The organism is Pseudarthrobacter sp. TE3704 (assembly GCF_056279405.1).
In genome coordinates, this window is the sequence record NZ_JBWCCJ010000001.1 from 187,303 (window position 1) to 209,570 (window position 22,268).

A 22,268-nucleotide genomic window follows, 5' to 3' on the forward strand; every position below is an offset into this window, starting at 1 on the left:
CATCATCTTTGGCCCCCAAACCCCAACGCTCTCTCACCTTTGGGGCTTAAAACCCCAACGCTCTCTCACCTATTGCGGCGAAACCCGGAACGCTCTCGCAGGTCCGACGGCTTACGCGGCTTCAGACGCCTGCTTCGTTTTGAGCGGCTTGGCTGCACCGGCAAGCAAGAGGGCCAGGAGGATCGGGGCCAGGATCGCAAGCAACGCCAGGTGGATCCCGGTGAGGTCCCCGAGGTACCCCAGCAGGGGAGGGCCCGCGAGGAACGAGATATAACCGAGGGTGGATACAACGGATACCCGTGCCGCGGCGTGCTTCGGGTCGTCGGCCGCTGCGGACATCCCCATTGGAAACGCCAGTGCTGCTCCCACGCCCCACAGCGCAGCACCAGCTGCAGCCAGCCATACGTTCCCGGCGAGGACGAAGAGGCAAAGACCGGCGGCGGCCGCCGCCATGCTGGCCCGCAGCACGGCAACGCGGCCGTACTTGTCGATGACCTGGCCGCCGAAGAACCGCATGGCTGTCATGGCCAGGACAAAGAGGGCAAACATCAGGGCACCGGTCGACTCTGAGGTTCCAAGCCCGTCGACCGATGCCTTGGCAATCCAGTCGTTACCCGCGCCCTCCGTCAGGGTCGCCCCCAGGACCACAACACCAATAAGCAGGGTGCGGCTGTCCCGCCATGCGGAGGGCCCCTTGGCGGGCGTCGCTTCGCCCACAGGGGTGGCAGTTGGGATGTGGGGCAGGAAGTAGCGGGGGGCGATCATGGTGACCACAACGACGATGCCGACAATAACCAGCAAGTGCACGGGAAGGTCCACACCCAGGTTTGACAGGCCCGCGCCGACGAGCGCGCCCACGAAGGCGCCGCCGCTGAAGGCCGCGTGGAACTGCGGCATTATGGTGCGGCGCATCTTGTGTTCAACGTCGGCCCCCTCAATGTTCTGGGACACATCCCACAGGCCGATGGCGATGCCAAAGAAGAAGAGGGAAACGGCCGTGCCGGGAATCGATGCGACGGCAAGTGACAGGGCGATGCCAGCACCCGCGGCGGCAGCCAGCAAACCGCCTAAACGGACAGTATTGGCCGTTCCCAGCCGGCCCACCACCAGGCCGGCCGTGGGCAGCGCTAGCAGTGAGCCGACGGCGGTGCACAGCAGGAGCGTCCCCATCTGGCCCGAGGTGATCTGTAGCGTTTCGGTGACTGCCGGAATTCGTGCAGCCCAGCTGGCGAAGACCAGGCCGTTGATGCCAAAGACCACGAACGTGGCCACCGCTGCTGCCTTTAATCCCGCTTCATGTGCCGTGCCGGTATTCAGGCTCATACATTCACTACTTCCACTGAGTATTTATCGAGTTGTGCGCGCTCTTCGGCGCTGAAATCTTTGTCCGTCACCATGACATCTACCCGCTCCAGGCTTGCCACAAGTACCCTTGCCTGTGCGTGCCACTTGGCCGCAGCGGCTGCCAGCACCACACGCGCACCGGCTTCGAGGCCCGCGCGCTTTACCGCCGCATCCTCGAGGTCATGGGCGAGCAGGCCGTCCTGGAAATCCACTGCACAGGGCGTAACAACGGCGGTGTCAAAGCGCAGGGACCTGATGTTTGACTCTGCCAGGGGTCCCCGGAAGCACAATTCCCCTGGGATCAGGCTTCCGCCGGGCAAGAGGAGAGATGGCCGCACCCCGGCACCGCCTTCCTCACCGGCTGCAGCATTGAGCGACCGCAGAGACATGGGCATCAACGTGAGGTCCCTGCCAGCCACTGCGCGTGCCACCTCGGTGGCCGTACTGCCGCTGTCCAGCCAGACGTGTTCGCCGTCCCGCAAAAGCTTCGCTACTGCCGTTGCAATCCGCTTCTTGACATCCTGGTCCTCCAGCTCACGCTGGCCGTAACCCGGGTTCCTGCCCTGCGCGATGAGGCTCCTGGCTCCGCCGTGGATGCGCCGCAGGACACCGTTGGCGGCCAGGACTTCAAGGTCGCGCCGGATCGTTGCCCCGGACGCATCACAGGCGAGGATCAGCTCATCCACGCTGACCTCGGACCGTTTCCGCAGCAGCTCTGCAATGGTGCGATGCCGCTCGTCCGTCTTCATGATCAAATGATAGCAACCAGTGATTACTTAATCATCACATGCGCAAAGCCGGCGTGCACTGCGGGTGCGTTCGGGACAAACCCGCATAAGGTGATGGAGCGTCGCGGGAAAACCCGCGAAAGGTGAGAGAGCGTCCGGGGTTAGCGGGCGCGCACAACCCGTTTCTCGTCCCAGACCGGCTCGTCTGATTCGTACACCTTTCCGTCGGAGCCGAACACCAGGAAGCGGTCGAACGTGCGGGCGAACCAGCGGTCGTGCGTGACCGCCAGGACGGTGCCCTCAAAGTGGTCGATGGCCCGCTCCAGCGCCTCCGCGGAGTGCAGGTCCAGGTTGTCGGTGGGTTCGTCGAGCAGCAGCAGGGTGGCTCCGCTGAGCTGCAGGAGCAGGATCTGGAACCGTGCCTGCTGGCCGCCGGAGAGGGACTCGTACTTCTGCTCCGACTGTCCGGCCAGCCCGTAACCGTCCAATGCCCCGGCGGCGGCCTCACGGCCAAGACCGGAACGGTGCTCGTCGCCGCGGTGCAGGATCTCGAGCAGTGTCTTGCCCAGGAGATCCGGGCGCACGTGGGTCTGGGCAAAGAAGCCCGGCCGGATGCGGGCCCCGAGTTTTACGGTGCCCTCGTGGGGAACTTCGGCGATCTCGACGTCGGATACCGGCAGGTGCTCGCGCTCGGGGTCGGTGCCACCAGTGGCCAGCAGGCGGAGGAAGTGGCTCTTGCCCGAGCCGTTGGAACCGAGGACGCCCACGCGGTCACCGAACCAGACTTCGGTGGAGAACGGCTTCATGAGCCCGGTCAGTTCCAGCCGTTCGGCCACGATGGCGCGTTTGGCAGTCCTGCCGCCCTTGAGCCGCATCTGGACGTTCTGCTCAATGGGCAGCGCCTCGGGCGGGCCCACCTCGAGGAACTTCGCGAGGCGGGTCTGGGCTGCGTGGTAGCGGTTGGCCATGTCCGAGCGGAAGGCCGCCTTGTTCTTGTACATGTTGACGAGTTCCTTGAGCTTGATGTGCTCCTCGTCCCAGCGTTTGCGGAGCTCCTCGAAACGGGCGTTCCGGTCAGCGCGCGCGTCCACGTAGGAGCCGAATCCGCCGCCGTGGATCCAGGCCGCAGCGCCGTTGATTCCGGGTTCCAGCGTCACGATGCGCCCGGCGGCGTTGTTCAGCAGTTCACGGTCGTGGCTGATGAAGAAGACGGTTTTCCTGGACTCGTTGAGCTTGTCCTCGAGCCAGCGCTTGCCGGGCACGTCCAGGTAGTTGTCCGGTTCGTCCAGAAGCAGGAGGTCGTCCGGCCCGGCGAAGAGTGCCTCCAGGACCAGCCGCTTTTGCTCACCTCCGGAAAGGCTCGACGCCGGGCGGTGCTGGGCGCGGTCAAAGGGGAGTCCCAGCGCGGCCATGCAGACCTCGTCCCAGACGGTCTCCACGTCGTAGCCTCCGGCGTCGCCCCAGTCCACGATGGCCTGCGCGTACCGCATCTGGGTGGGTTCGTCGTCGTGCTCGATCATGGCCAGTTCGGCCTGGTCAACCTCGCGGGCGGCGGCAGCCAAGGCAGGCGGTGCTGCGGACACGAGCAGGTCACGCACGGTGGATTCGTCCCGGACCTGGCCCACGAACTGGCGCATGATCCCCATGTTTCCGGACCGTCCGATGACGCCCTCGTCCGGGGTGAGGTCGCCGGCGATGATCCGGAAAAGAGTGGTTTTTCCCGTCCCGTTGGGTCCGATCAGCGCCGTCTTGGTGCCATCCGGAACCTTGAAGGTCACCCCGTTCAGCAGCTGCGTGCCGTCGGAGAGGAAGTAATCAATACCGGAAACGTCAATATGGGCCACGCAGTCCATCTTCCCACGCGGCCCGTCGGGTTGACCGTCAGCCGGCGGCGGTGAGGAACTCCTTCAGCAGCGGCCCTGAGGTTGTTGCTCCCAGGCCGCCGTCCTCCACGAAGACGGCCACGGCAAGGTCTCCGTGCACGGCCACAATCCAGGCGTGGGTCTTGGGCGGATTCTCTTTGCCGAACTCGGCGGTGCCGGTCTTGGCACCCACGGGCTCGCCGGGAACGGACGCGAGGAACCCGGCGTGTCCGGAGGTGACCACGGCGCGCATCATGTCCGCGAGGGAGGCGGCCTCGGCCGCCGTGATCGGCTGGCCGGACGCCGTCGAGGGTGCTTCGGCCGTGGCCGTCGCAGACGGCTGGGCGGCCGGAGCTGTGGACCCGCTGGTGGTCCCGGCAGCGGCAGCACCGCCGTCGGGGTTCAGGACCAGCTGCGGCGAGACAGGCGCCCCCTTGGCCACGGAACCGGCCATCATCGCCGCTGCCAACGGTGACAGAAGTACCTTGCCCTGGCCGATCATGGAGGCGGCATGCTCGGTTCCGGCTGCTTCGGCGGGGACGGAACCGAGGAATGCCTCAGCCCCGAGTGCGGGCGCCTCCACGGCGAGGCCCATGGCCATGGCCGCCGCTTCGAGCTGCCCCTGCGAGACCTTGTCACGCGCGGCAATAAAGGCTGTGTTGCAGGAATGGGCGAAGGCATCGCGGAGGCTGACGGAACCGAGGGAACCCTCGGGATACCCCTCCGCATTCTTGAACGTCCGTCCGTCCACCGTGAGGGTGGGCGTGCATTCAACCTTGGATTCGGGAGTCAGGCCGTTGCGGAACATCGCCAGCGAGTCCACCATTTTGAAGATCGAGCCCGGGGCGTACTGCCCCAGCATTGCCGTGTTGTAGCCGTTGCTGCCCGGCCCGGAGGCGGCCGCAAGGACCGCCCCGGTGGAGGGGCGCAGGGCCACGATGGCGGAGGCGGGACCCACTTTTTCCAGGGTGCTTTCGGCGAGCGTCTGCAGCCCCGGGTCCAGGGTGGTCTTCAGGGGCGTCCCCGGGGTAGGCGCCACCTCAAAAAGCACGCGCCTGGGGTCGGTGGCTGACGACTGGATCTGTTCGCGGGTCAGGTCCGCACGCTGGGCGCGGATGACGACGGCGTCCGTCCCCCTCAGCTGCTCGTCGTACTGTTGCTGCAGGCCTCCGATGCCCGTCACATCGCCCGCCGTCAACGCTCCTTCCGAAGCTTCGATCTGCTCAGCGGTCGCCTCGCCAACGGAGCCGAGCACAGCGCGGGCAAAAGTCCGGCTGGGCGCCAGCGGCATGGAGGCTGGAATGGCCCGCGCGCCCGGGATCGCGGCAATCTGCTCATTCGTGATGGTCCGGCCCTCTTCACGCAGGGTGATTGCCGGCACGAAGGCCGAGGCACCGGATGCCTTGACCTGCTCCACGTATCCGGCGGGATCGACGCCCACCAAAGCGGCCAGTTTTCCGGCTGAATCGGCAGGGTCGGCGGCACCCAGCTGCGGCTTGTCGATACCTACGTTCACCACGGGGCGGTACGTGACCAGCGGGACGTCGCCGGCACCGAGGATGTCGGCGCGCTGCGGCGACTGGGCGCCCTTGGTCAGGATTTCGGAATCCGCGAGGCCCGGAGCCAGGAGGGCTGGATCCCAGACCGTGAGCCACTTGTCGCCGGATTTCTTGAATTTGGCCGACACCGTGTACTTCCACTGCGCGTCACCGAAGGACCAGGTGTAGTTCAGGGGCGACGACGCGTTGTCCCCGTCCAGGGTAAGTTCGCCGGCTTCGACGGTGGGCTTTTGCGGATCAAGGGCAGCAAAAACGTTCTTGAGCTGGTCGTTGGCAGCTCCAGCATCCTTGCCGTCGAACTCCACCGACGCGATATCCAGGCCAGATACGGCGGTGGCCAGCTGTGTGGCGGCTGCTTCGGCACCGCTGCGGCCGTCGTCGCACGCCACCAGCGATGTTCCGAGAATGAGCGCAGCTACGGCTACCGAAATTTTTGTTTTTTTCCCCATCGCGCCATTATGCCCCGGTTTTGCCACTCCTTTTGCCCACATTGCGACGGTGCCTTTCGGCTCACTTTCCTCCCTAAGCCGACATTCCCAGCGCCGGCACTCCCATCCCGAATATGTCCTTGAGGGCATGTGTCGCAGCGTGCAGTCCGGGCATTCCGGTGACCCCCGGACCCGGCGGAGTGGAGGACGAACAAAGGTACACGCCGTGCAAGGGGGTGCGCCACGGCGTACGGGAAACCACCGGCCTCTGGACCAGGCCCCGCAGGTCCATGGTCCCCACGCTGAAATCACCGCCAATGTAGTTCCGGTTGTACTCGGCCAATCCAGCGGCGGTGACCGCATTCGTCTGCACTATGAGGTCGCGGAAGCCCGGCGCGTAGCGCTCCAGCTGTGCGGTGATGGCCTTGGTCATGTCCTTGGTTGAACCCGCCGGAACATGGCAGTAGGTCCACACAGTGTGGTGCCCTGCCGGCGCCCGCCCGGCGTCGAACCGTGAGGGCTGTGCCACCAGGACGTACGGCCGTTCCGGATGGCGGCCGGCGTTCACCTCATTCTCTGAGTGGGCCAGGTCGCTCCTGGTACCGCCCACATGGACCGTGCCGGCGTCGGCCAGTTCGGGCGCCTGCCACGGAACGGGCCCGGACAGGATGAAGTCCACCTTGCACGAGCCGTTTCCGTAGCGGAATGACTCCATTGCCCGCCGGTAGCCGTCCGGCAACGACTGACCGGCCATGGCGACCAGTCCGCGCGGCGATACGTTGAGCAGCGTGGCCTTGGCAGGGGGAAGGTCTGCAAGCCTGTCTATCGGAGTGTTCGTATGGATGGCGCCGCCGTGCGCCTTAACGTCCTCGGCAAGTGCGGCAGCGATTGAAGCGGAGCCTCCCAACGGAATGGGCCATCCCTGCGCATGCCCGAGGGCGCCCAGCATGAGTCCGGCGCCGGCGCCGGCGAGGGAGGGCTGGCGGGAGATGGCGTGGGCGGCAACCCCGGTGAGCAGGGCGGGGGCGTACTCCTCGCGGAACCTGGCGTTCCAGGCCCCCGTCCCCTGTTCCAGGGTCCGCAGCCCAAAAATACCGGCGGCTGCAGGGCTGCGCGGAATCCGGAAGAGCTGGTTCTGCGTGAAGTCCATGATCCCGTCCACGTTCCGGACCAGAGGCGCCATGAGCCTGCGATAGGCGGCGCCGTCCCGCCCGAGTTCCGCTGCCGTCCGGTCGAGGGACCGGTAGGCCAGGGCGGCGCGTCCGCCGTCCAGCGGCGAACCGTAGGAGATGTCCGGGGTGACCATTTCCACCCGGCGGGCCAGTTCGAATGCCCGGAAGAAGGGTGAGGCGAGGGCCATCGGATGGACAGCCGAGCAGACATCGTGGAAGTGGCCGGGCTGCATCAGTTCGGTGGTTCGTGTCCCGCCGCCGATGGAAGCGGCTGCCTCGAAGACCTCCACCGAAAGTCCGGCGCGGGCCATGACTGCCGCTGCCGCCAGCCCGTTGGGGCCGGCTCCCACCACCACAACTTCAGGCATTCGAAGGCTCCTTCCAGGGCAGGAGTGAATCCGCCGGCCGGCGCAGGCTCAACCGAATCCTGTCCGGCGCGCCGGCAAAGGGCCCGCCATGGGGATCATCGGTGTGGTGGCGCCGGATGGGATCATAGTTCGGGTCATAGATGTCCCAGGTAACGCGGGCCATGAGATAGGCCACCGCCAACATGTGGGCAGCCACGGTGAGGACGTAGTAGGGCATATCCAGGTTGTGCTGGGAGGAGCCTGCGCTGGTCACCTGTCCAAGGTACATCCACACGGCGGCCCAATGCAGGCCCTCGATCCCCTGCCAGACGAGGAAGTCGCGCCACCGGGGCCGCGCCAGCGCCAGGAGCGGGATCAGCCACACCACAAACTGCGGGGAATACGCCTTGTTGGTGAGGATGAAGGCGGCCACCAGAAGGAAGGCCACCTGGGCAAGGCGGGGCCGCCGGGGAGCGCTAAGGGCAACAACGGCAATGGCGGCACATGCCACCACCAGGAGTGCGGACGAGAGCACGTCCACAGCGGCCGGACTCAGCTCTGGCCAGCGCAGCCTGCCTGCCACCAGGTTGTAGGCGAACCAAGGCGAACTGTAGCCGGCATCGCGGTCAGCCGTGAACCGGAAATAGTAGGCCCAGCCGTCAAAGTTTGTGGCCGCGAACGGCAGGTTCACTGCAATCCAACTGCCGGCCGCCGCCCCGCCCGTGACCAGCAGGGCGCGCAGCCGGCCGGTGCGAAGGGCGAGCAGCAGGATGGCTACCAGGAGCAGCAACGGGTACAGGTTGGTGGCCGTGGCGAGTCCGATCAGGATCCCGGCCGGCACCAGCCGCTGCTGCGCGAAAAAGTACATGGCCACAGCGAGCAGGCAAACCGTCCACAGATCCCAATTCACGGTGCCCGCGAGAATGATCCCCGGGGCCAGGGCCACCATCGCGGCGTCCCAGGGCCGGCGGGCGGACATCCTCGCTGTTGCCAGGACGGCGATCATGGCCGCCCCTGCCAACAGTGCCGCGTTGATGTCGAAATAGGCCAGGACCCGTCCCTCCGTCACGCCGGTTCCCGGGACCAGCCACGCCGTCAGCCCGGCGATCAGTCCTGCAAGGACGGGATATTCGAACTGGCTGGTGAGAATGGGAAAGCCTCCCTCAGCCAGACCGCGGTGTGAGAAAAGCTCCGGAAAATCCGAATAGCAGGTGGCGTAGAACTGCGTGGGGGACTCCCAGCCATTGGCACGGCAATAGCCTTTAAGCAGGACGCCGACGAGCGCGGCGGCAAGGGTGAGGAGGATCAGGACCCGTTCCACGGTGAATATCCCGGGTGAAATAACGCCGGGGTCCGATCTGCGGCCCAGCGGACCGCCAATGACTTCCGTGAAGTTCCGCAGCAGCATGTCGCTGCGGCTGGGAACCACCAGTCGGGACCGTCCTCGGCGCCCCGGGGGCTGGGTCTCCTCCATGGAGTTGAGCTTACCGGTGTGAGTGCCAGGATGAGGTTCAACGTCGGAACGGCCTGTATCGTCGCAAGGTGTGCCGGGAAGCATTTTCCCGGCAATTGTCCTTCCAATCGTGAACGAATGTACGGCTGCTTGCCGCAGGGAACCAGCAGCTTCAGGGGGTTATAGGTGGAGAGCCAAAGGGTCAGCGGCCATGCTGCCGGACCACGCTCCCGGCTGGCCGCATTGCCGGGCCCGGCTGCTGGGCAGTGGTGGACGCCGGTGTCCCTGGGCCTGCTGGGCTTCTGCGCGGCGTTCATAGGATCGTGGATTCCCTCGTTCTGGGATGACGAGATCGCCACCATTTCCGCGGCCGGCCGGTCTCCGGGCGAGTTGTTTCTGCTGCTGCAGTCCGTGGACGCGGTTCACGGCCTCTACTACCTGATCATGCATTTCTGGACGTCCGTCTTTGGTTTCTCGGAAATTTCCATGAGGATGCCGTCGGCGTTTGCGGTGGGTCTTGCCTGCGCGGGAACGGCCGTCATCGGGCGGAAACTGGGGTCCGAATCCCTGGGTTTTGCCGCCGGCCTGGTGCTGGCCGTCCTTCCCCGGATGGTGTGGGCCGGAACCGAGGCCCGGCAGTCTGCTTTCACCGCCATGCTGGCCGTGGCCCTCACCCTCTTGCTGCTCCGGGCATGGGAATCCAACCGGATCCTCGACTGGGTCCTCTACGCTCTATGCGCAGTGGTGGGCGTGTGGATATTCATGTTCTTCGGCTTGGCCGTCGCGGCGCACGCAGCCGCAGCGGTCCTACTCCGGCGCCGGGTGCTGGCCACTTTGGTGGCCTGTTCCGCAGCCGGGGCGTCTGTGCTGCCGTTCCTGATCTATGCCCTGGGGCAAAAGGCGCAGGTGGACTGGATCCAGAACCGTTCCCTGGCGCAGAACCTGATGACCGCGGCCGTCAAACAGTACTTTTATGGCGATGACCGGCCCACGGGGAACATGCCTCCGCAATGGGTTCTGGCGTTCGTGGTGCTCCTCGGCGTGGTGGAGATTGCCTTGCTGGTGTGGGGCCTTTGGTCCGCCCGGAACAGCACTGCCCTGCGTCCCCTTCTGGTCCTGTGCCTGGCAGGCGTAGCAGTCCCCGTTGCCGGGCTTCTGCTGGTCAGCGTCGTGGCCCAGCCCGTCTACGTGGCCCGGTACCTGACGTTCACCGCCCCTGCGTTTGCCCTGCTGGTAGGACTGGGCATTTCCAGGCTTCCCGCCAGGCACACACTGCTCCGCCCCGTGGTGGTAGCAGGAGTCATCTGCTGCAGCCTGGTCCCGCAGCTCACACTCAAGAGCCTGGTGAATGAGCCGGCCGATACCGAACGCCGGATTGCGGCGCTGCTGGATCAGCAGGCGCCGCAACCCGCCGCCATGGTGTTCGGCGAGCCGTACCTCCGTGACATGGTGCTTGCCTATCCGGAACGTTTCGGCGGAATCCAGGACCTGTCCCTGGAGGAAACACCGGCAGAGTCCGGGACGTTGTGGGGCCTGGATGCCCCCGTCACCGCCGCTGAGCTGTCCGGCCGTGGCGAAGTGCTGTTTGTCGGGCTCGGAAATGCCGCCCCCAGCAACCTCTCCGCTTTCACCGCCGCGCAGTGCCGGGAGACCGGCAACCGACCCTTCCAGCGGCTGGTCCTGATCTCCTTCACCTGCTCCTGAACGTCCCGGCCGCAAAGGTCCCGCCGCACACGCGGCAGGAACATCGCGGCCGGCCGTGCGTGTCAGCGCAGCCCGCCCATTTGTTGGTGCATCAGGACGAAGACGTCATTCCGCTGGCGCTCCAAGAGGTCTTGGTTGAACAGCATCCTGCTCCTGGTCCGCCGTGGTGCAGTGAACAGGAATTTCCGGAGTTTTCGGATCATTGGTTCTCACCTCCCTACGGGGTGATAGCCAGCCTTATAAATGGGCATAACAAAATAAGGCCGCGTTGAAAAGGAATTAGCGCCCACATAATGGCGCTACAAATTCGCCGAACTAATCAAGGGTATTTTGGCGGAAACGGAATTTCCGGCAGGAGAGCAAGACCCCATCGGAAAACTGGTTCCGAGTTATGGGATGCGGGAGTCCACGCTCACAGGAAATGTCCGGCACCGCCGCAAGCTGCACGCAAACCAGAAATCGGAGGCAGGCCTAGGGACGCGAAATTTCGCCGAGCATACCGTGAATACCTTGCCGCCGCACCAAGGGACGGAGGGCAAGGGCAGGCGTCAGCAGCCTGGCTGGCCCCCGAACAGGTGCGCATTATGCGCAGGGGCCGGGTGCGCGGTGATGGTGGTCTTCCGTCCGCCAGTCAAAGTCATCATTTCTCCCAACCTCCTTTTCCTCTGTTCGCTGCAGACAAAGCGTGCAACCGGGGCGCTGACCCCGGCAGTTGGCTCTGGGGTCAGGAATAAAAATACACCAGGATTCTTCCGGTGGCTACTGCTTTTGGGGAATTCGGCAAATTTATCTATCAAAAGAGGGAATTAAAGGCCCCAGCGGACAATTGCGGGCGTCCTCTTATCCCACCCCAGTGTGCAGACTTTTGCGGTGCCCAGGATAAAGTGCCGGCCCTCCGTGGGCGCCAGCTCCAGCCACCGGGCCGTAAGGATCCGCGAGAAATGGCCGTGCGCAACGATCAGCACATTGTCCATTCCAGATTCCAGGACCCGGCCAATGATCTTATCCGCCCTGGCCGCCACCTCATCCAGCGTCTCGCCGTTGGGCACACCGTGGGTCCAGATCAGGTAGTCAGGGTTGTCCTTGCGGATCAGGTCCGAACTGATGCCTTCGTAGTCCCCGTAATTCCACTCCACGGCCAGCGGCTCGTGCTGCGCGTCCGGAAATCCCGCCAGTTCCGCGGTCCGCCGGGCACGCCGCAGCGGCGAGGTGAGCACCAGGTCGAAATCGACGGCGTCGAGCACCTTACGGGCTTCAACAGCCTGCTGTTCGCCTTCGACCGTGAGCGGGAGGTCCGTGAGCCCGGTGTACTGGCCGCTCTTGGACCACTCGGTCTCGCCGTGGCGGAGGATCCAGAGCTGGGGGCGGGGGGCAAGGGCGGGATCGGTCACTTGGTCTCCTCAGACGGGGAAGGTTCGACGGCGGCGGGAGACTTTCCGGCTTCCGCTGCGGCAGGAGCTGATTCGGGCTGTTCGGCCCACCAGCGGAGCAGCCGGGCCTCCGCGTCCTCAACGGGCAGGGGACCGTGTTCCATCCGCTCATTGAGCAGGAACTTGTACGCCCTGCCCACCACGGGCCCGGGCTTGAGGCTGAGCAGTGCCATGATCCGGGCGCCGTCCAGGTCCGGCCGCACAGCATCCAGGGACTCCTGCTCCCGCAACGCGGCGATGCGGTCTTCAAGGTCGTCGTAGGCAAAGGCCAGGCGCTCGGCCTTCCGCTGGTTCCGGGTAGTGACGTCTGAGCGGGTGAGCCGGTGCAGGCGTTCCAGCAGGGGCCCGGCGTCTGTGACGTAGCGGCGCACCGCCGAGTCGCTCCAGCCGGCGTCGCCATAGCCGTAGAAGCGCATGTGCAGCTCCACCAGCCGGGCCACGGCTTTGGTGGTGTCGTTGTCGAAACGCAGGGCCTTCATCCGTTTGGAGGTGAGCTTGGCCCCCACCATGTCGTGGTGGCGGAAGCTGACCGCCCCGCCAGGTTCGAAGCGCCGCGTAGCCGGCTTGCCGACGTCGTGCATCAATGCTGCGAACCGCAGCACAAAGTCGGGCCCGGGCACCGGGCCGTCACCGTCCGTCTCCAGCTCCGCTGCCTGTTCCAGCACCTGCAGGGAGTGCTGGTAGACATCCTTGTGGCGGTGGTGCTCGTCGGACTCGAGGCGGAGGGCGGAAACTTCGGGCAGCACGAACTCGGCGAGGCCCGTGTCCACCAGCAGGTCCACGCCGACCCGGGGCTGTGCGCCGCAGATGAGCTTGACCAGTTCGTCGCGCACCCGCTCGGCGGAAATGATGGTGATGCGTTCGGCCATGCGGGTCATGGCTTCCCGGACGTCGTCGGAAACTGACACGCCCAGCTGGGCCGCGAACCTGGCGGCCCGCATCATCCTCAGCGGGTCATCGGAGAAGGAGGCCTCGGGTGCTCCAGGAGTGGCCAGCACGGAGGCGTGCAGGTCGCGGACGCCCCCAAACGGGTCCACGAGCTCCATGGCGGGCAGTTTCAAGGCCATGGCATTGATGGTGAAGTCCCGCCGCAGCAGGTCGTCGGTCAGGGACGAGCCGAATGCCACCACGGGCTTGCGGGACTCGGGATCGTACGCCTCGGCCCGGTAGGTGGTGATTTCGATCTGGAACCCGTCCTTGCGCATGCCGATGGTTCCGAAGGCCCGGCCGATCTCCCAGAAGTTGTCAGCCCACTTCTTGATGAGGGCCACGGTCTGGTCCGGGGTGGCGTCCGTGGTGAAATCCAGGTCGGGGGAGGTCCGCCCCAGGAACAGGTCCCGCACCGGCCCGCCCACCAGGGACAGTTCGTGGCCGGCGTCCACAAAGCGCTGGCCGAGCTCCAGGACCACCGGGTCCACCTGGAAATCGACGGTGTGGGAATCAGTCTTGTGATGTGCGTGCGCCATAGTTACTTAAGCTTGGCAGAAACCTGCCGCCCGGCAGGCCAAAAAAGCGTCAAGATCCCGTGGATTCGGTCCGCCGCCGGGAAACTGCGTCATATGCCGTCCATGTTGGTGTCATGTTCCGGTCATCACGAGCGGGCAACAGTCGTTAGAGTGGACTCCATGGCCCATCCAGTACCGAGCGCTCCCGGCAGGAGGACGAACGCACCATTGCCGTCGGCAATCGGTGCGCACGTTGCACCTGCCCAGCATTCGGCGCCGGCTTCACTGCCGACGGTTGAGGAAGTCTCCGCCGGCGGCGTGGTGGTGGACACGTCCGACGCCGAGTTGAGGGTTGCGATCATCGCCCGCCTTAACCGCGGCGGACGCCTTGAATGGTGCCTGCCCAAGGGCCATCCGGAGGGCAAGGAAAACAACGAGGAAGCCGCGGTCCGGGAAATTGCCGAGGAAACCGGCATCGAGGGCAGCATCCTCGCCCCGCTGGGCAGCATCGACTACTGGTTTACCGTCAGCGGCCACCGGGTCCACAAAACGGTCCACCATTACCTCCTGCGCGCCACCGGCGGCGAGCTGACCATCGAAAACGATCCGGACCAGGAAGCCGTGGACGTGGCATGGGTGCCCATCCAGGAGCTGGCCCGGAAACTGTCCTTTCCCAACGAGCGGCGCATCGCCGACCTTGCCCGCGAAGTCCTGCCCGGACACCTGTAGCGCCGCACTGCCCGTGCCGGCATTGCGGCGATAGCGGCGTCCGGGTGAGACGATGAACTCGATGTCAGCTTCCAATTTTCCTTCCGATAAACCCGGCCGGCCCGGCGACGCGGTCCCCGAGGGTCTACCCGTGGAACCGGCGGGCCCGGATACCGGTCCAATAGCCGTCGGCGCCAGCGAAACCCGCTCCAGCGCCATCATGGCCGCGGGCACACTCGTGTCGCGGTTCCTGGGGTTCGGCAAGACCTGGATGCTGGGCACGGCGCTGGGGCTTGGCTCCACAGTCAATGACACGTTCATCAACGCCAACAACCTGCCCAACCTGATCTTCCTGCTGGTGGCCGGCGGCGTGTTCAACGCAGTCCTGGTGCCGCAGATCATCAAGGCCAGCAAGGCTCCGGACAGGGGAGCGGACTACATCAGCAGGCTGCTGACGCTTGCTGTCCTGCTCCTGCTGGGCCTGACGGCGCTGGTCACCCTGGCAGCCCCGGCGGTCATTGAACTCACCACGCAGGGATACACCCCGCAGCAAAAGGCCCTGGCTGTCACGTTCGCTTTCTGGTGCCTGCCGCAGATCTTCTTTTACGGCCTCTATGCGCTCCTGACCCAGGTCCTCAACGCCAACGGCGCCTTTGGTCCTGCCATGTGGGCGCCCATCCTCAACAACCTTGTGGCCATCGCCGGCCTCGGGATGTTCATCTGGATCTTCGGCACCAACGAGTTCAGTCCGCACACGCTGGAGAACTGGGGTGAGACGCAGACACTGTTCGTGGCCGGCTTCTCCACCATCGGCGTCGTCTCCCAGACGGCCATCCTCCTGATACCCGTATTCCGGCTCCGGCTGGGACTCCGTCCACGGTTTGGGTGGCGCGGCGTGGGACTGGGCCAGGCAGCCAAGCTGAGCGTCTGGACCCTCCTGACGGCCGCCGTCGGGCAACTCGCGTTCCTCTATGTCATGCGCATCGCCACCATCCCGGGTGCGGAACGCATCAGGCTGCAGGAGGCTGGCGACCCGGCGGCCGAGATGCTGCCGGGCAACGCGGTGCTTGAAGTGGCCAGCCAGCTGTACCTGCTGCCGCACTCCATCATTGCGCTGTCCCTCGCCACGGTGCTGTTCAACCGGATGACCAGGGCGTCGCAGGACGGCAACCGGGACGAGCTGCGCGATGCTCTTTCGCACGGGCTGCGGACCATGGCCGTTGCCACCGTTTTTGGTGCCCTGGCCCTGTTCGCCCTGGCCGGCCCGTTAGGCATGTTCTTCTCGGGCGGGGACAAACAGGACGGCGTGATGCTGGCGCAGACGCTCACCATCCTGGCGCTCAGCACACCGTTCATGAGTGCCAACTTCATGATGTCCCGGGTGTTCTACGCGAACGAGGACGCACGCACGCCGTTCTACATTCAGCTGCTGCTCGCGGTGGTTTACGTTGCCGGCGCCTTTGCCATCCAGTTCCTGCCGGTCAACCAGATCATCTACGCCATCGCGGTCCTCTACATGGTGGGCAACATCCTGTCCGTGGTCATCAGCGCGTACTTCCTGCGCCGGCTCCTCGGGCACCTTGACGGGGCCCGGATCGCCAACTCCTACATCCGGATGGGCTACGCCGCCCTCGGATCCGCCATTGCCGGTGCGGGTGCGCTGTGGCTGATGGGCAGCTACGACCCCAACGGCTTCGCCTGGCATGACCGGCTGACCGCGCTGATCACGGTCATCGTTGTTGGTCCCGTGATGCTGGTGGTCTACTTCGTCCTGCTCAAACTGTTCCGCGTCGCCGAACTGCGCGACCTCCTCCGTCCCCTGCTTGGCCGCCTGGGCCGTGGCGGCCCGGCTGCGCCCGCGGCGGCAGGCGGGGCCCCGCCGTCGTCCTCTCCGGAGGGAACGCCGTCCGTGGAAGGTGCGGTCGCCGCGGAACGCCCTGTACGTCCCGAACGGGCCACGACCTCCGTGGATACGGGGCTCATTCCCCGGATTTCCGGCGAGTTTGATGCTGCTTCCTTCCGCGCCGGCCCCGAGCCGGAGCGTGGGGGCAGCCGCCCGGATTCTTACGACGGCGGCGGCCAGGGAACGTCCGACGGCGGCTACCTGCCGGGCGAGGACCAGCCGGGGACAGCACGCGGCGGGTTGCTCCGTGAGCAGATCCCGCTGCCCGGCCGGCGCACGTTCCAGGGCAAGGCAGGCGAAAACCCTTACTTCAAGCGGCGGCGCCCCCGTAAAAAGTGACTGCCCTGCCCTTTCCGGAGGTCTTTGTCCCCGGCGCGCCGGACGCAATCCGCTAGGATCGGAAAGGTACAAGGGGGAGTTGTATCCAGGGGCAGGCCGCGCGGCAGTCCCTGAACGGCGGTTGCGTCATCTATACCGGCAATCCCGGAAAATCTAGGAGGAACACGTGTCCAACCCGATCGATGTCGGATCAGTACTGGGCGGCCGCTACAAGGTCACAGCCACCGTATTGGCCTCGCACGACCACGATCTGGTGCTGGATGGTGTGGACCAGGTCCTGAACCGGCCCGTCAGCATCCTGGTTGCCGGACCCGAAAACACAGAGCAGGTTGCCCAGAGCGCCCGCGAGGTTGCCACTGGTGAACGCCCCGGCACCGTGCAGGTGCTGGACCTCGGCGTCACTGAGGCAGCCACCTACCTCATCACCAACCACACGTCCGCCGCTGATCTGCTGGACCTCGTGGTGGCATCGAATCCTCCCTACGTGGAGCCCTTTTTCACCGACACCCTGGGCAGCGAAATCTTCGGCCAGCCCCGGTCGCACGAGCCGGAACCCTACGACGATGAAGATCACGTCGACGCCGGCTACATCAATTACGGCCAAACGCACCCCAGCCAGGTGGACCCTTACCGGACTGCACCCGTTGTGCCGCCCAGGCCTCCCGTCCGGCCCGCAGCATCGCCTGGGGTTGGCCGGTCTGGAGCCTCCGCAGTCGGCGGAGCCGCGGCTGATCGTGGGGCTGCCGCTGCTGGCGGGGCTGCGGCTGTTGGCGGTGCTGCCGCTGCGGCTGCTGCCTCCGGTGCCGGTGGGGCATCACGTCGTGGCGCGACTGCGCCCGAAGCTGATCCGGACGCCACCGCCGCGCATCCGGTTCAAGACGCTCCCCGTGGCGCCGACACGGGTGCTTCCTCCGGTGCTTCAGCCGAAGCAGCAGGCTCCGGGAAGCCCAAGGTATCCCTGTGGTCGGATGACGATTACGTGCAGTCGGACCAGGAGGGCTACAACCACCACGAAGAACCGGTGGACGAGCCCCAGCCGGTGAACAAGAAATCAGCCGCCTTTGCCCGGGCTGCAGCCCCGGCGGCCGCAGGAGTTTCTTTTGCCGACCCTGGTGACTACGACGGCGACCGGGACGAGCCTGAACGTGAACCCCGGTCCATGCGCTGGCTGGTGGGCGGCCTCCTGGCCGTTGTCCTGATCGCTGGTCTCGTGTTCGCCGTAACCAATCTGGGCAGCCTCTTTTCCCAGCCCCAGGCAAATAACCCGGCTCCGGTCACCAACACCAGCGCACCGGAAGGTTCGGCCCCGCCCTCCGCAGCTCCCAGCTCAGCTCCGCCTGCCGCGCCGCCCGTCATTGAAAGTGTGACCCGGCAGGGCAACTTCGACTTTGCCGCCACATTCGACGGCGACCTGGTGAAGGCGTACGACGGGAACGCCGCAAGCTACTGGTCCGACATGGAATTCGCCACCGACAATTGGGGCGGCCTGGCGGCACAAGGCGTTCCGCTGGTTGTGAAGCTGGAGAGCCCTGCCACCGTTTCATCCGTCACCCTCTCGCAGCTTGGTGGCTCTGGCGGAAACATCACCGTTTACACCAATGACCAACCGTCCCTGGACGGTGCCAAGACTGTTGGCACCAACAGCTTCACTTCCACGGACCTTAACATGCCGATGGCCGAGCCTGTGGAAGCGGAATATGTCATCGTTTCGGTCAACTCCCTTCCCCGTCTCGCTGCACCGAAGACGCGGTACGGCTACGGCATCCGTCTGGCGGAGATCAAAGTCCAGTAACCGTCCGCTCTTCAACACCAGCGGCCCTCCCCATCAACTGGGGGAGGGCCGCTGGCTTTTAATACGTTTCCGGGTTGCAGTCTTTGCAGCCGGTGATGGGGAACCGCTGTGGGACGGTAATCTGGAAAGAGCGTCTGGCGGAGATGGCATGATGCCGTCTACCGGCGGTCTTCCATGTCCAGTCGCCGGAATATCCAGCATCCAGTAGCAGTTGTGCCATATGGCCGGCCTCCACAGGGAGGTGCGTCAAATAAGGAAGAGGTTCACCGTTCAGTGACCATCGAAGAAAACACCGCGTCCGAAGTGCGTGATGTCATCATTGTCGGCTCCGGTCCGGCGGGTTACACGGCTGCCGTCTACACGGCCCGCGCAAATCTCAAGCCCTTGCTGCTCGCTGGTTCCGTAACCGCCGGCGGTGAACTGATGAACACCACTGACGTCGAGAACTACCCGGGCTTCCCCGACGGCATCATGGGTCCGGACCTCATGGAGAACTTCGAGAAGCAGGCTGCCCGCTTTGGCACCGAGATCCAGTTTGAGGACGTCACCGCACTTGAGCTCGATGGTCCGGTCAAGACGGTGACCATCGCCACGGGGGAGACCTTCCGGGCAAAGGCTGTTATTCTCTCCACCGGCTCCGCATACCGGGAACTGGGACTGCCGAACGAGAAGCGCCTTTCAGGGCACGGTGTCAGCTGGTGTGCAACCTGCGACGGTTTCTTTTTCAAGGACCAGGACATCGCTGTGATCGGTGGCGGAGACTCCGCGATGGAAGAGGCATTGTTCCTGACCAAGTTTGCGAAATCAGTAACGGTTGTACACCGCCGTGATTCGCTTAAGGCTTCCAAGATCATGGCCGACCGCGCGTTGGCCCACGAGAAGATCAGCTTCATCTGGAACAGCACTGTGGATGACGTTATTGGCGAAGACAAGGTCACCGGACTTAAGTTGAAAAACCTGGTTGACGGAACTGTTTCCGATCTTGCCGTTACGGGCGTCTTCGTCGCAATCGGCAACGACCCGAGGACTGACCTCGTGAAGGATGTCCTGGCGCTGACCCCGGAGGGAACCATTGCCGTGGAGGGACGCAGCTCCCGTACCAGCATTCCCGGCGTCTTCGCTGCCGGCGACGTTGTTGACCCCACCTACCGGCAGGCAATCACAGCGTCCGGCTCAGGCTGTGTAGCCGCCATCGACGTGGAGCACTACCTGGCAGACCTGGCCGCATAAGTTTCGCCCCTCGCTATCGGAAAGAAAGACAAGGTATATGAGCAACGCAAAAGATGTAACTGACGCAAGCTTCGGGACGGACGTACTGTCCTCCGACAAGCCGGTAATCGTGGATTTCTGGGCGGAATGGTGCGGTCCGTGCCGCAAACTCGGTCCGATTCTCGACGAGATCTCCGTTGAGTACAGCGAGAAGGTTGATGTCGTCAAGGTGAATGTTGATGACAACCCCGCCATCGCCGCGGAGTACGGTATCACCTCCATTCCTGCCGTTTACCTGTTCCAGGGCGGCGAAGTGAAGAACACGGTTATCGGTGCAAAGCCGAAGCAGTTCTTTGAAAAGGAATTCTCCGACGTCCTTTCCTAGGGATTCTGATTCTCAGATTGCTATCTGAGACATTCGAAAGTGGTCACTGCCCTCGGGTAGTGGCCACTTTTTTGTTTGTCCGGAACATCAGGATCTTGTTTGCTCGCGTGCGATGATCCCTTGGGTTGCCCTTCGATCCGGTAGCAGCACCCGGTCTGCCAACGTGTGCGCTTAGACGTGTAGCGGGATGCAAATGTGCGCCCTTACTATGTTTCACGTGAAACAAGGGGGACTCGCCAGCGCGCTGCTCCTTTCTAGATAACCGCAGATGGTCTTCTGCTTCCCGATACCAGTGGCCGCGGACTCGCGAAGATGGCAGGGAAGAGTTGCGTCCTGGTGTCCGTATGGCTGCCACGAAACCAGCGGATGCTAATGAGGCAAGGCACAGCAAGAGCGTGGCTCCTATTATCGTCAAGGAGTACGGCAAGCCGGCGGTACTTTTCACAACTTCAAGAAAAAAGCTTCAGGGAACTCATTCAGCAACCACTGGCACGGTCATATAGCGCTTGACGAGCAGAGTGTTGCTCGTACGCCTGCGATTGGCATCCCAATGATTAAGGCGCCACTATTGTCCACCTTGGATCAGGCCGTCGACGCCCGGGCTGTCGCGCGGTTCCACGTGAAACATCGGGCCCACCTGCTCGCGTTCCCCGGCCCGCGGGAGCGGGGAGGGGGTATTCTGCTGTTGCATGCACCAGATGCCGTCATTGTCGGCCGCCAGGTGAATTGCACATCACTTCATAAGAGCCCGGCGACAGCGCGACTCTACTCATCGTATATCCACGAACCATTCAGCCTCCGCTGGTGCCGAGATACCACCGTGGTGCGAGCGACGCAGGTTTCACGTGAAACAGCACGCGACCCGGGAAAATAGCTCGGGCGCATGTAAGCATGCTTACCTGTCGTCTTTGCACCTTTCCCGTGCGCAAGCTTGACTGCATACTCGACGCCCTGTGCAATGAACCACTCCAGGGGTCTCCGACATCCCTTAGGAGCTGTTACTGGATCCGTTGGCGACAAATGATAGCGGCACATTACTTCTGAAGAACGCCCGCTCGTCAGCCAGTAGCTTCCTCTCGGCCCGAACCAGCGGGAGCCCCGGCGAGTGTCGCACCCCATTCGCCCTTCTTCCCGGGCGCAGCCCGTCGACACATGCTTTCCACGCGCCAGCTCCAAACCCCAGCTCCATGCGCGGAATACGAGAGCACATTACAAGGTCCAACTTCTAAAACCGTTCGGGCCCCGGGACTAGGCCTCCAGAAGGAACATCGGCCAACGATGTGTTTGACGACAGTCAGTCAACTCAGGCGAAAGAAACGTGTTGCGCCTAAAGAATGGGTCAGTCGAATGGCCTTTCCAGCTGCCCCCCAAGAAGGCGACACAGCTTCAGCTGCCTGCCGTCATCTTCGTCGTGACATAACATCGCAGCCTCCGGCAACGTCGCCACGTCGTTGAAAGGCTGGAGCTTCAGCCGAGGCTTTCTACCCACGCGTCTGATCCGTCGCTGCCACACAGTAACGATTGCCGCCCTATCGGTTTTCAGGGACACCAGGGGATTGGCCGGCGGTATCGACTCGGAACCCATCGCTACCGTGTGTGATGTTCGTGCTGGCCGTAATACAAGGATCCAGATGATCAGGGCACGACAGTCGGTACCGTCCTAAACAGCCTTGCCCCAGCGAGGACTGACTAGTCTGACCGAGCAGACCCCGCAAGGAAGCCGTAGAGGAACGGCATCTCTAAATGTTTCACGTGAAACGAAAGGCCGTCGGAGGGCGGTGCCAAGAGGCATGAGCTGCACCCGCTCTTGAAGTACGCCCGCCAAAGCTTCAAGTCGGCCGATATGCCAATAGTCGCCAGAAACCCGGCCTACCACTGGCCGCCCGCTGTCAGTGGGTAAACACGACGCTCGGCGCCTTGCCAATACCCAGGCCTGGAATGGCCCTCCGTAGCGAAAGAAGGATGTACAGGGCCAAGATAGGGCGCCGTACCAAAAACTGGGGGAGATGAGCGGAACGTACATGCAGTACGACTGGAGGCTCAACTACAGTTACTGCCTGAGTCATATTGCACAACGAGCTTTCAGAGGAAGACCACTTCGTCTATCCGAAGGCCTCGCTCCTGAATTACCCTGGCTTCGCAGGCAGATGCGTTCCTACCATATGAGCATCCACACCTCGGCGAGTGGTCACAAGCTCAGCCGTGGCTTCCACTTCAAACCTCCATGTTCTCCCGGTACGTCACGCGCTCCCGACGACCTTACCTACCGACCCATCGCGGAGAGAAAGTCGACTCCAAGTCGTCCCTGTCGGGCGCGTGGCGCGCTGCCTATTCCCCGCGGATACGGGTCAGGCGGCTCCTATGCGTTGCGCAAATCCACAAGTTATCCACAAGCGCCGACCCTAGTTATCCACGCAGTTATCCACAGCCCCTGGGAGGTGTGCTTGTTGTGCTCCCGGA

At 64.2% G+C, this 22,268-nt stretch carries 15 protein-coding genes; 6 read left to right on the forward strand and 9 right to left on the reverse strand.

The genetic code is table 11. The features are described from left to right. Positions 1 to 111: 111 nt before the first annotated feature. The 6 genes from ACZ9BC_RS00920 to ACZ9BC_RS00945 form a co-directional block, all read right to left on the reverse strand. Entirely contained in the window at positions 112 to 1,323 is a 1,212-nt protein-coding gene (locus ACZ9BC_RS00920) for an MFS transporter (RefSeq protein ID WP_476244329.1), read from the reverse strand. After that, entirely contained in the window at positions 1,320 to 2,093 is a 774-nt protein-coding gene (locus ACZ9BC_RS00925; protein ID WP_476244330.1) for a DeoR/GlpR family DNA-binding transcription regulator, read from the reverse strand. The genes ACZ9BC_RS00920 and ACZ9BC_RS00925 overlap by 4 nt, the downstream gene beginning before the upstream one ends. A gap of 140 nt (positions 2,094 to 2,233) precedes the next feature. Continuing rightward, positions 2,234 to 3,916, reverse strand: coding sequence for an ATP-binding cassette domain-containing protein (locus tag ACZ9BC_RS00930; protein WP_476244331.1), 1,683 nt, complete (start codon positions 3,914 to 3,916; stop codon positions 2,234 to 2,236). 37 nt (positions 3,917 to 3,953) lie between these two features. Next, positions 3,954 to 5,942 (reverse strand): penicillin-binding transpeptidase domain-containing protein, encoded by a 1,989-nt coding sequence (locus ACZ9BC_RS00935; protein ID WP_476244332.1) that lies wholly within the window; start codon positions 5,940 to 5,942, stop codon positions 3,954 to 3,956. A gap of 73 nt (positions 5,943 to 6,015) precedes the next feature. Continuing rightward, positions 6,016 to 7,461, reverse strand: coding sequence for a phytoene desaturase family protein (locus ACZ9BC_RS00940; protein WP_476244333.1), 1,446 nt, complete (start codon positions 7,459 to 7,461; stop codon positions 6,016 to 6,018). After that, positions 7,454 to 8,914: a glycosyltransferase family 87 protein gene (locus tag ACZ9BC_RS00945; protein WP_476244334.1), complete on the reverse strand. Its 1,461-nt coding sequence runs from the start codon at positions 8,912 to 8,914 to the stop codon at positions 7,454 to 7,456. The genes ACZ9BC_RS00940 and ACZ9BC_RS00945 overlap by 8 nt, the downstream gene beginning before the upstream one ends. Positions 8,915 to 9,079: 165 nt before the next feature. On the opposite strand from ACZ9BC_RS00945, the gene ACZ9BC_RS00950 reads away from it, so the two are divergent. Beyond that, complete coding sequence (locus ACZ9BC_RS00950; RefSeq protein WP_476244335.1) at positions 9,080 to 10,597, forward strand: glycosyltransferase family 39 protein; 1,518 nt, start codon at positions 9,080 to 9,082, stop codon at positions 10,595 to 10,597. 62 nt (positions 10,598 to 10,659) lie between these two features. On the opposite strand, the gene ACZ9BC_RS00955 is transcribed toward ACZ9BC_RS00950, so the two are convergent. From ACZ9BC_RS00955 to ACZ9BC_RS00965, 3 genes are all read right to left on the reverse strand, one after another. Further along, entirely contained in the window at positions 10,660 to 10,800 is a 141-nt protein-coding gene (locus ACZ9BC_RS00955) for a hypothetical protein (RefSeq protein WP_476244336.1), read from the reverse strand. A 603-nt stretch (positions 10,801 to 11,403) separates the two neighbouring features. After that, positions 11,404 to 11,988: a histidine phosphatase family protein gene (locus ACZ9BC_RS00960; protein WP_079597928.1), complete on the reverse strand. Its 585-nt coding sequence runs from the start codon at positions 11,986 to 11,988 to the stop codon at positions 11,404 to 11,406. Further along, the gene (locus ACZ9BC_RS00965; RefSeq protein WP_476244337.1) at positions 11,985 to 13,493 is read right to left on the reverse strand and encodes a CCA tRNA nucleotidyltransferase; all 1,509 of its coding nucleotides are present in this window, start codon (positions 13,491 to 13,493) and stop codon (positions 11,985 to 11,987) included. The genes ACZ9BC_RS00960 and ACZ9BC_RS00965 overlap by 4 nt, the downstream gene beginning before the upstream one ends. Positions 13,494 to 13,700: 207 nt before the next feature. On the opposite strand from ACZ9BC_RS00965, the gene ACZ9BC_RS00970 reads away from it, so the two are divergent. The 5 genes from ACZ9BC_RS00970 to trxA all read left to right on the forward strand — a co-directional run bounded on the left by ACZ9BC_RS00970 (position 13,701) and on the right by trxA (position 19,808). Continuing rightward, the gene (locus ACZ9BC_RS00970) at positions 13,701 to 14,201 is read left to right on the forward strand and encodes an NUDIX hydrolase (protein ID WP_058269716.1); all 501 of its coding nucleotides are present in this window, start codon (positions 13,701 to 13,703) and stop codon (positions 14,199 to 14,201) included. Between the two features lie 61 nt (positions 14,202 to 14,262). Continuing rightward, the gene (gene murJ / locus ACZ9BC_RS00975) at positions 14,263 to 16,422 is read left to right on the forward strand and encodes a murein biosynthesis integral membrane protein MurJ (protein ID WP_476244338.1); all 2,160 of its coding nucleotides are present in this window, start codon (positions 14,263 to 14,265) and stop codon (positions 16,420 to 16,422) included. A 166-nt stretch (positions 16,423 to 16,588) separates the two neighbouring features. Further along, positions 16,589 to 18,214 (forward strand): ABC transporter substrate-binding protein, encoded by a 1,626-nt coding sequence (locus ACZ9BC_RS00980; RefSeq protein WP_476244339.1) that lies wholly within the window; start codon positions 16,589 to 16,591, stop codon positions 18,212 to 18,214. Between the two features lie 273 nt (positions 18,215 to 18,487). Then, on the forward strand, positions 18,488 to 19,444 hold the full coding sequence (gene trxB / locus ACZ9BC_RS00985) for a thioredoxin-disulfide reductase (RefSeq protein WP_476244340.1): 957 nt from the start codon (positions 18,488 to 18,490) through the stop codon (positions 19,442 to 19,444). A gap of 37 nt (positions 19,445 to 19,481) precedes the next feature. After that, complete coding sequence (trxA, locus tag ACZ9BC_RS00990) at positions 19,482 to 19,808, forward strand: thioredoxin (RefSeq protein WP_079597934.1); 327 nt, start codon at positions 19,482 to 19,484, stop codon at positions 19,806 to 19,808. Positions 19,809 to 22,268 lie beyond the last annotated feature (2,460 nt).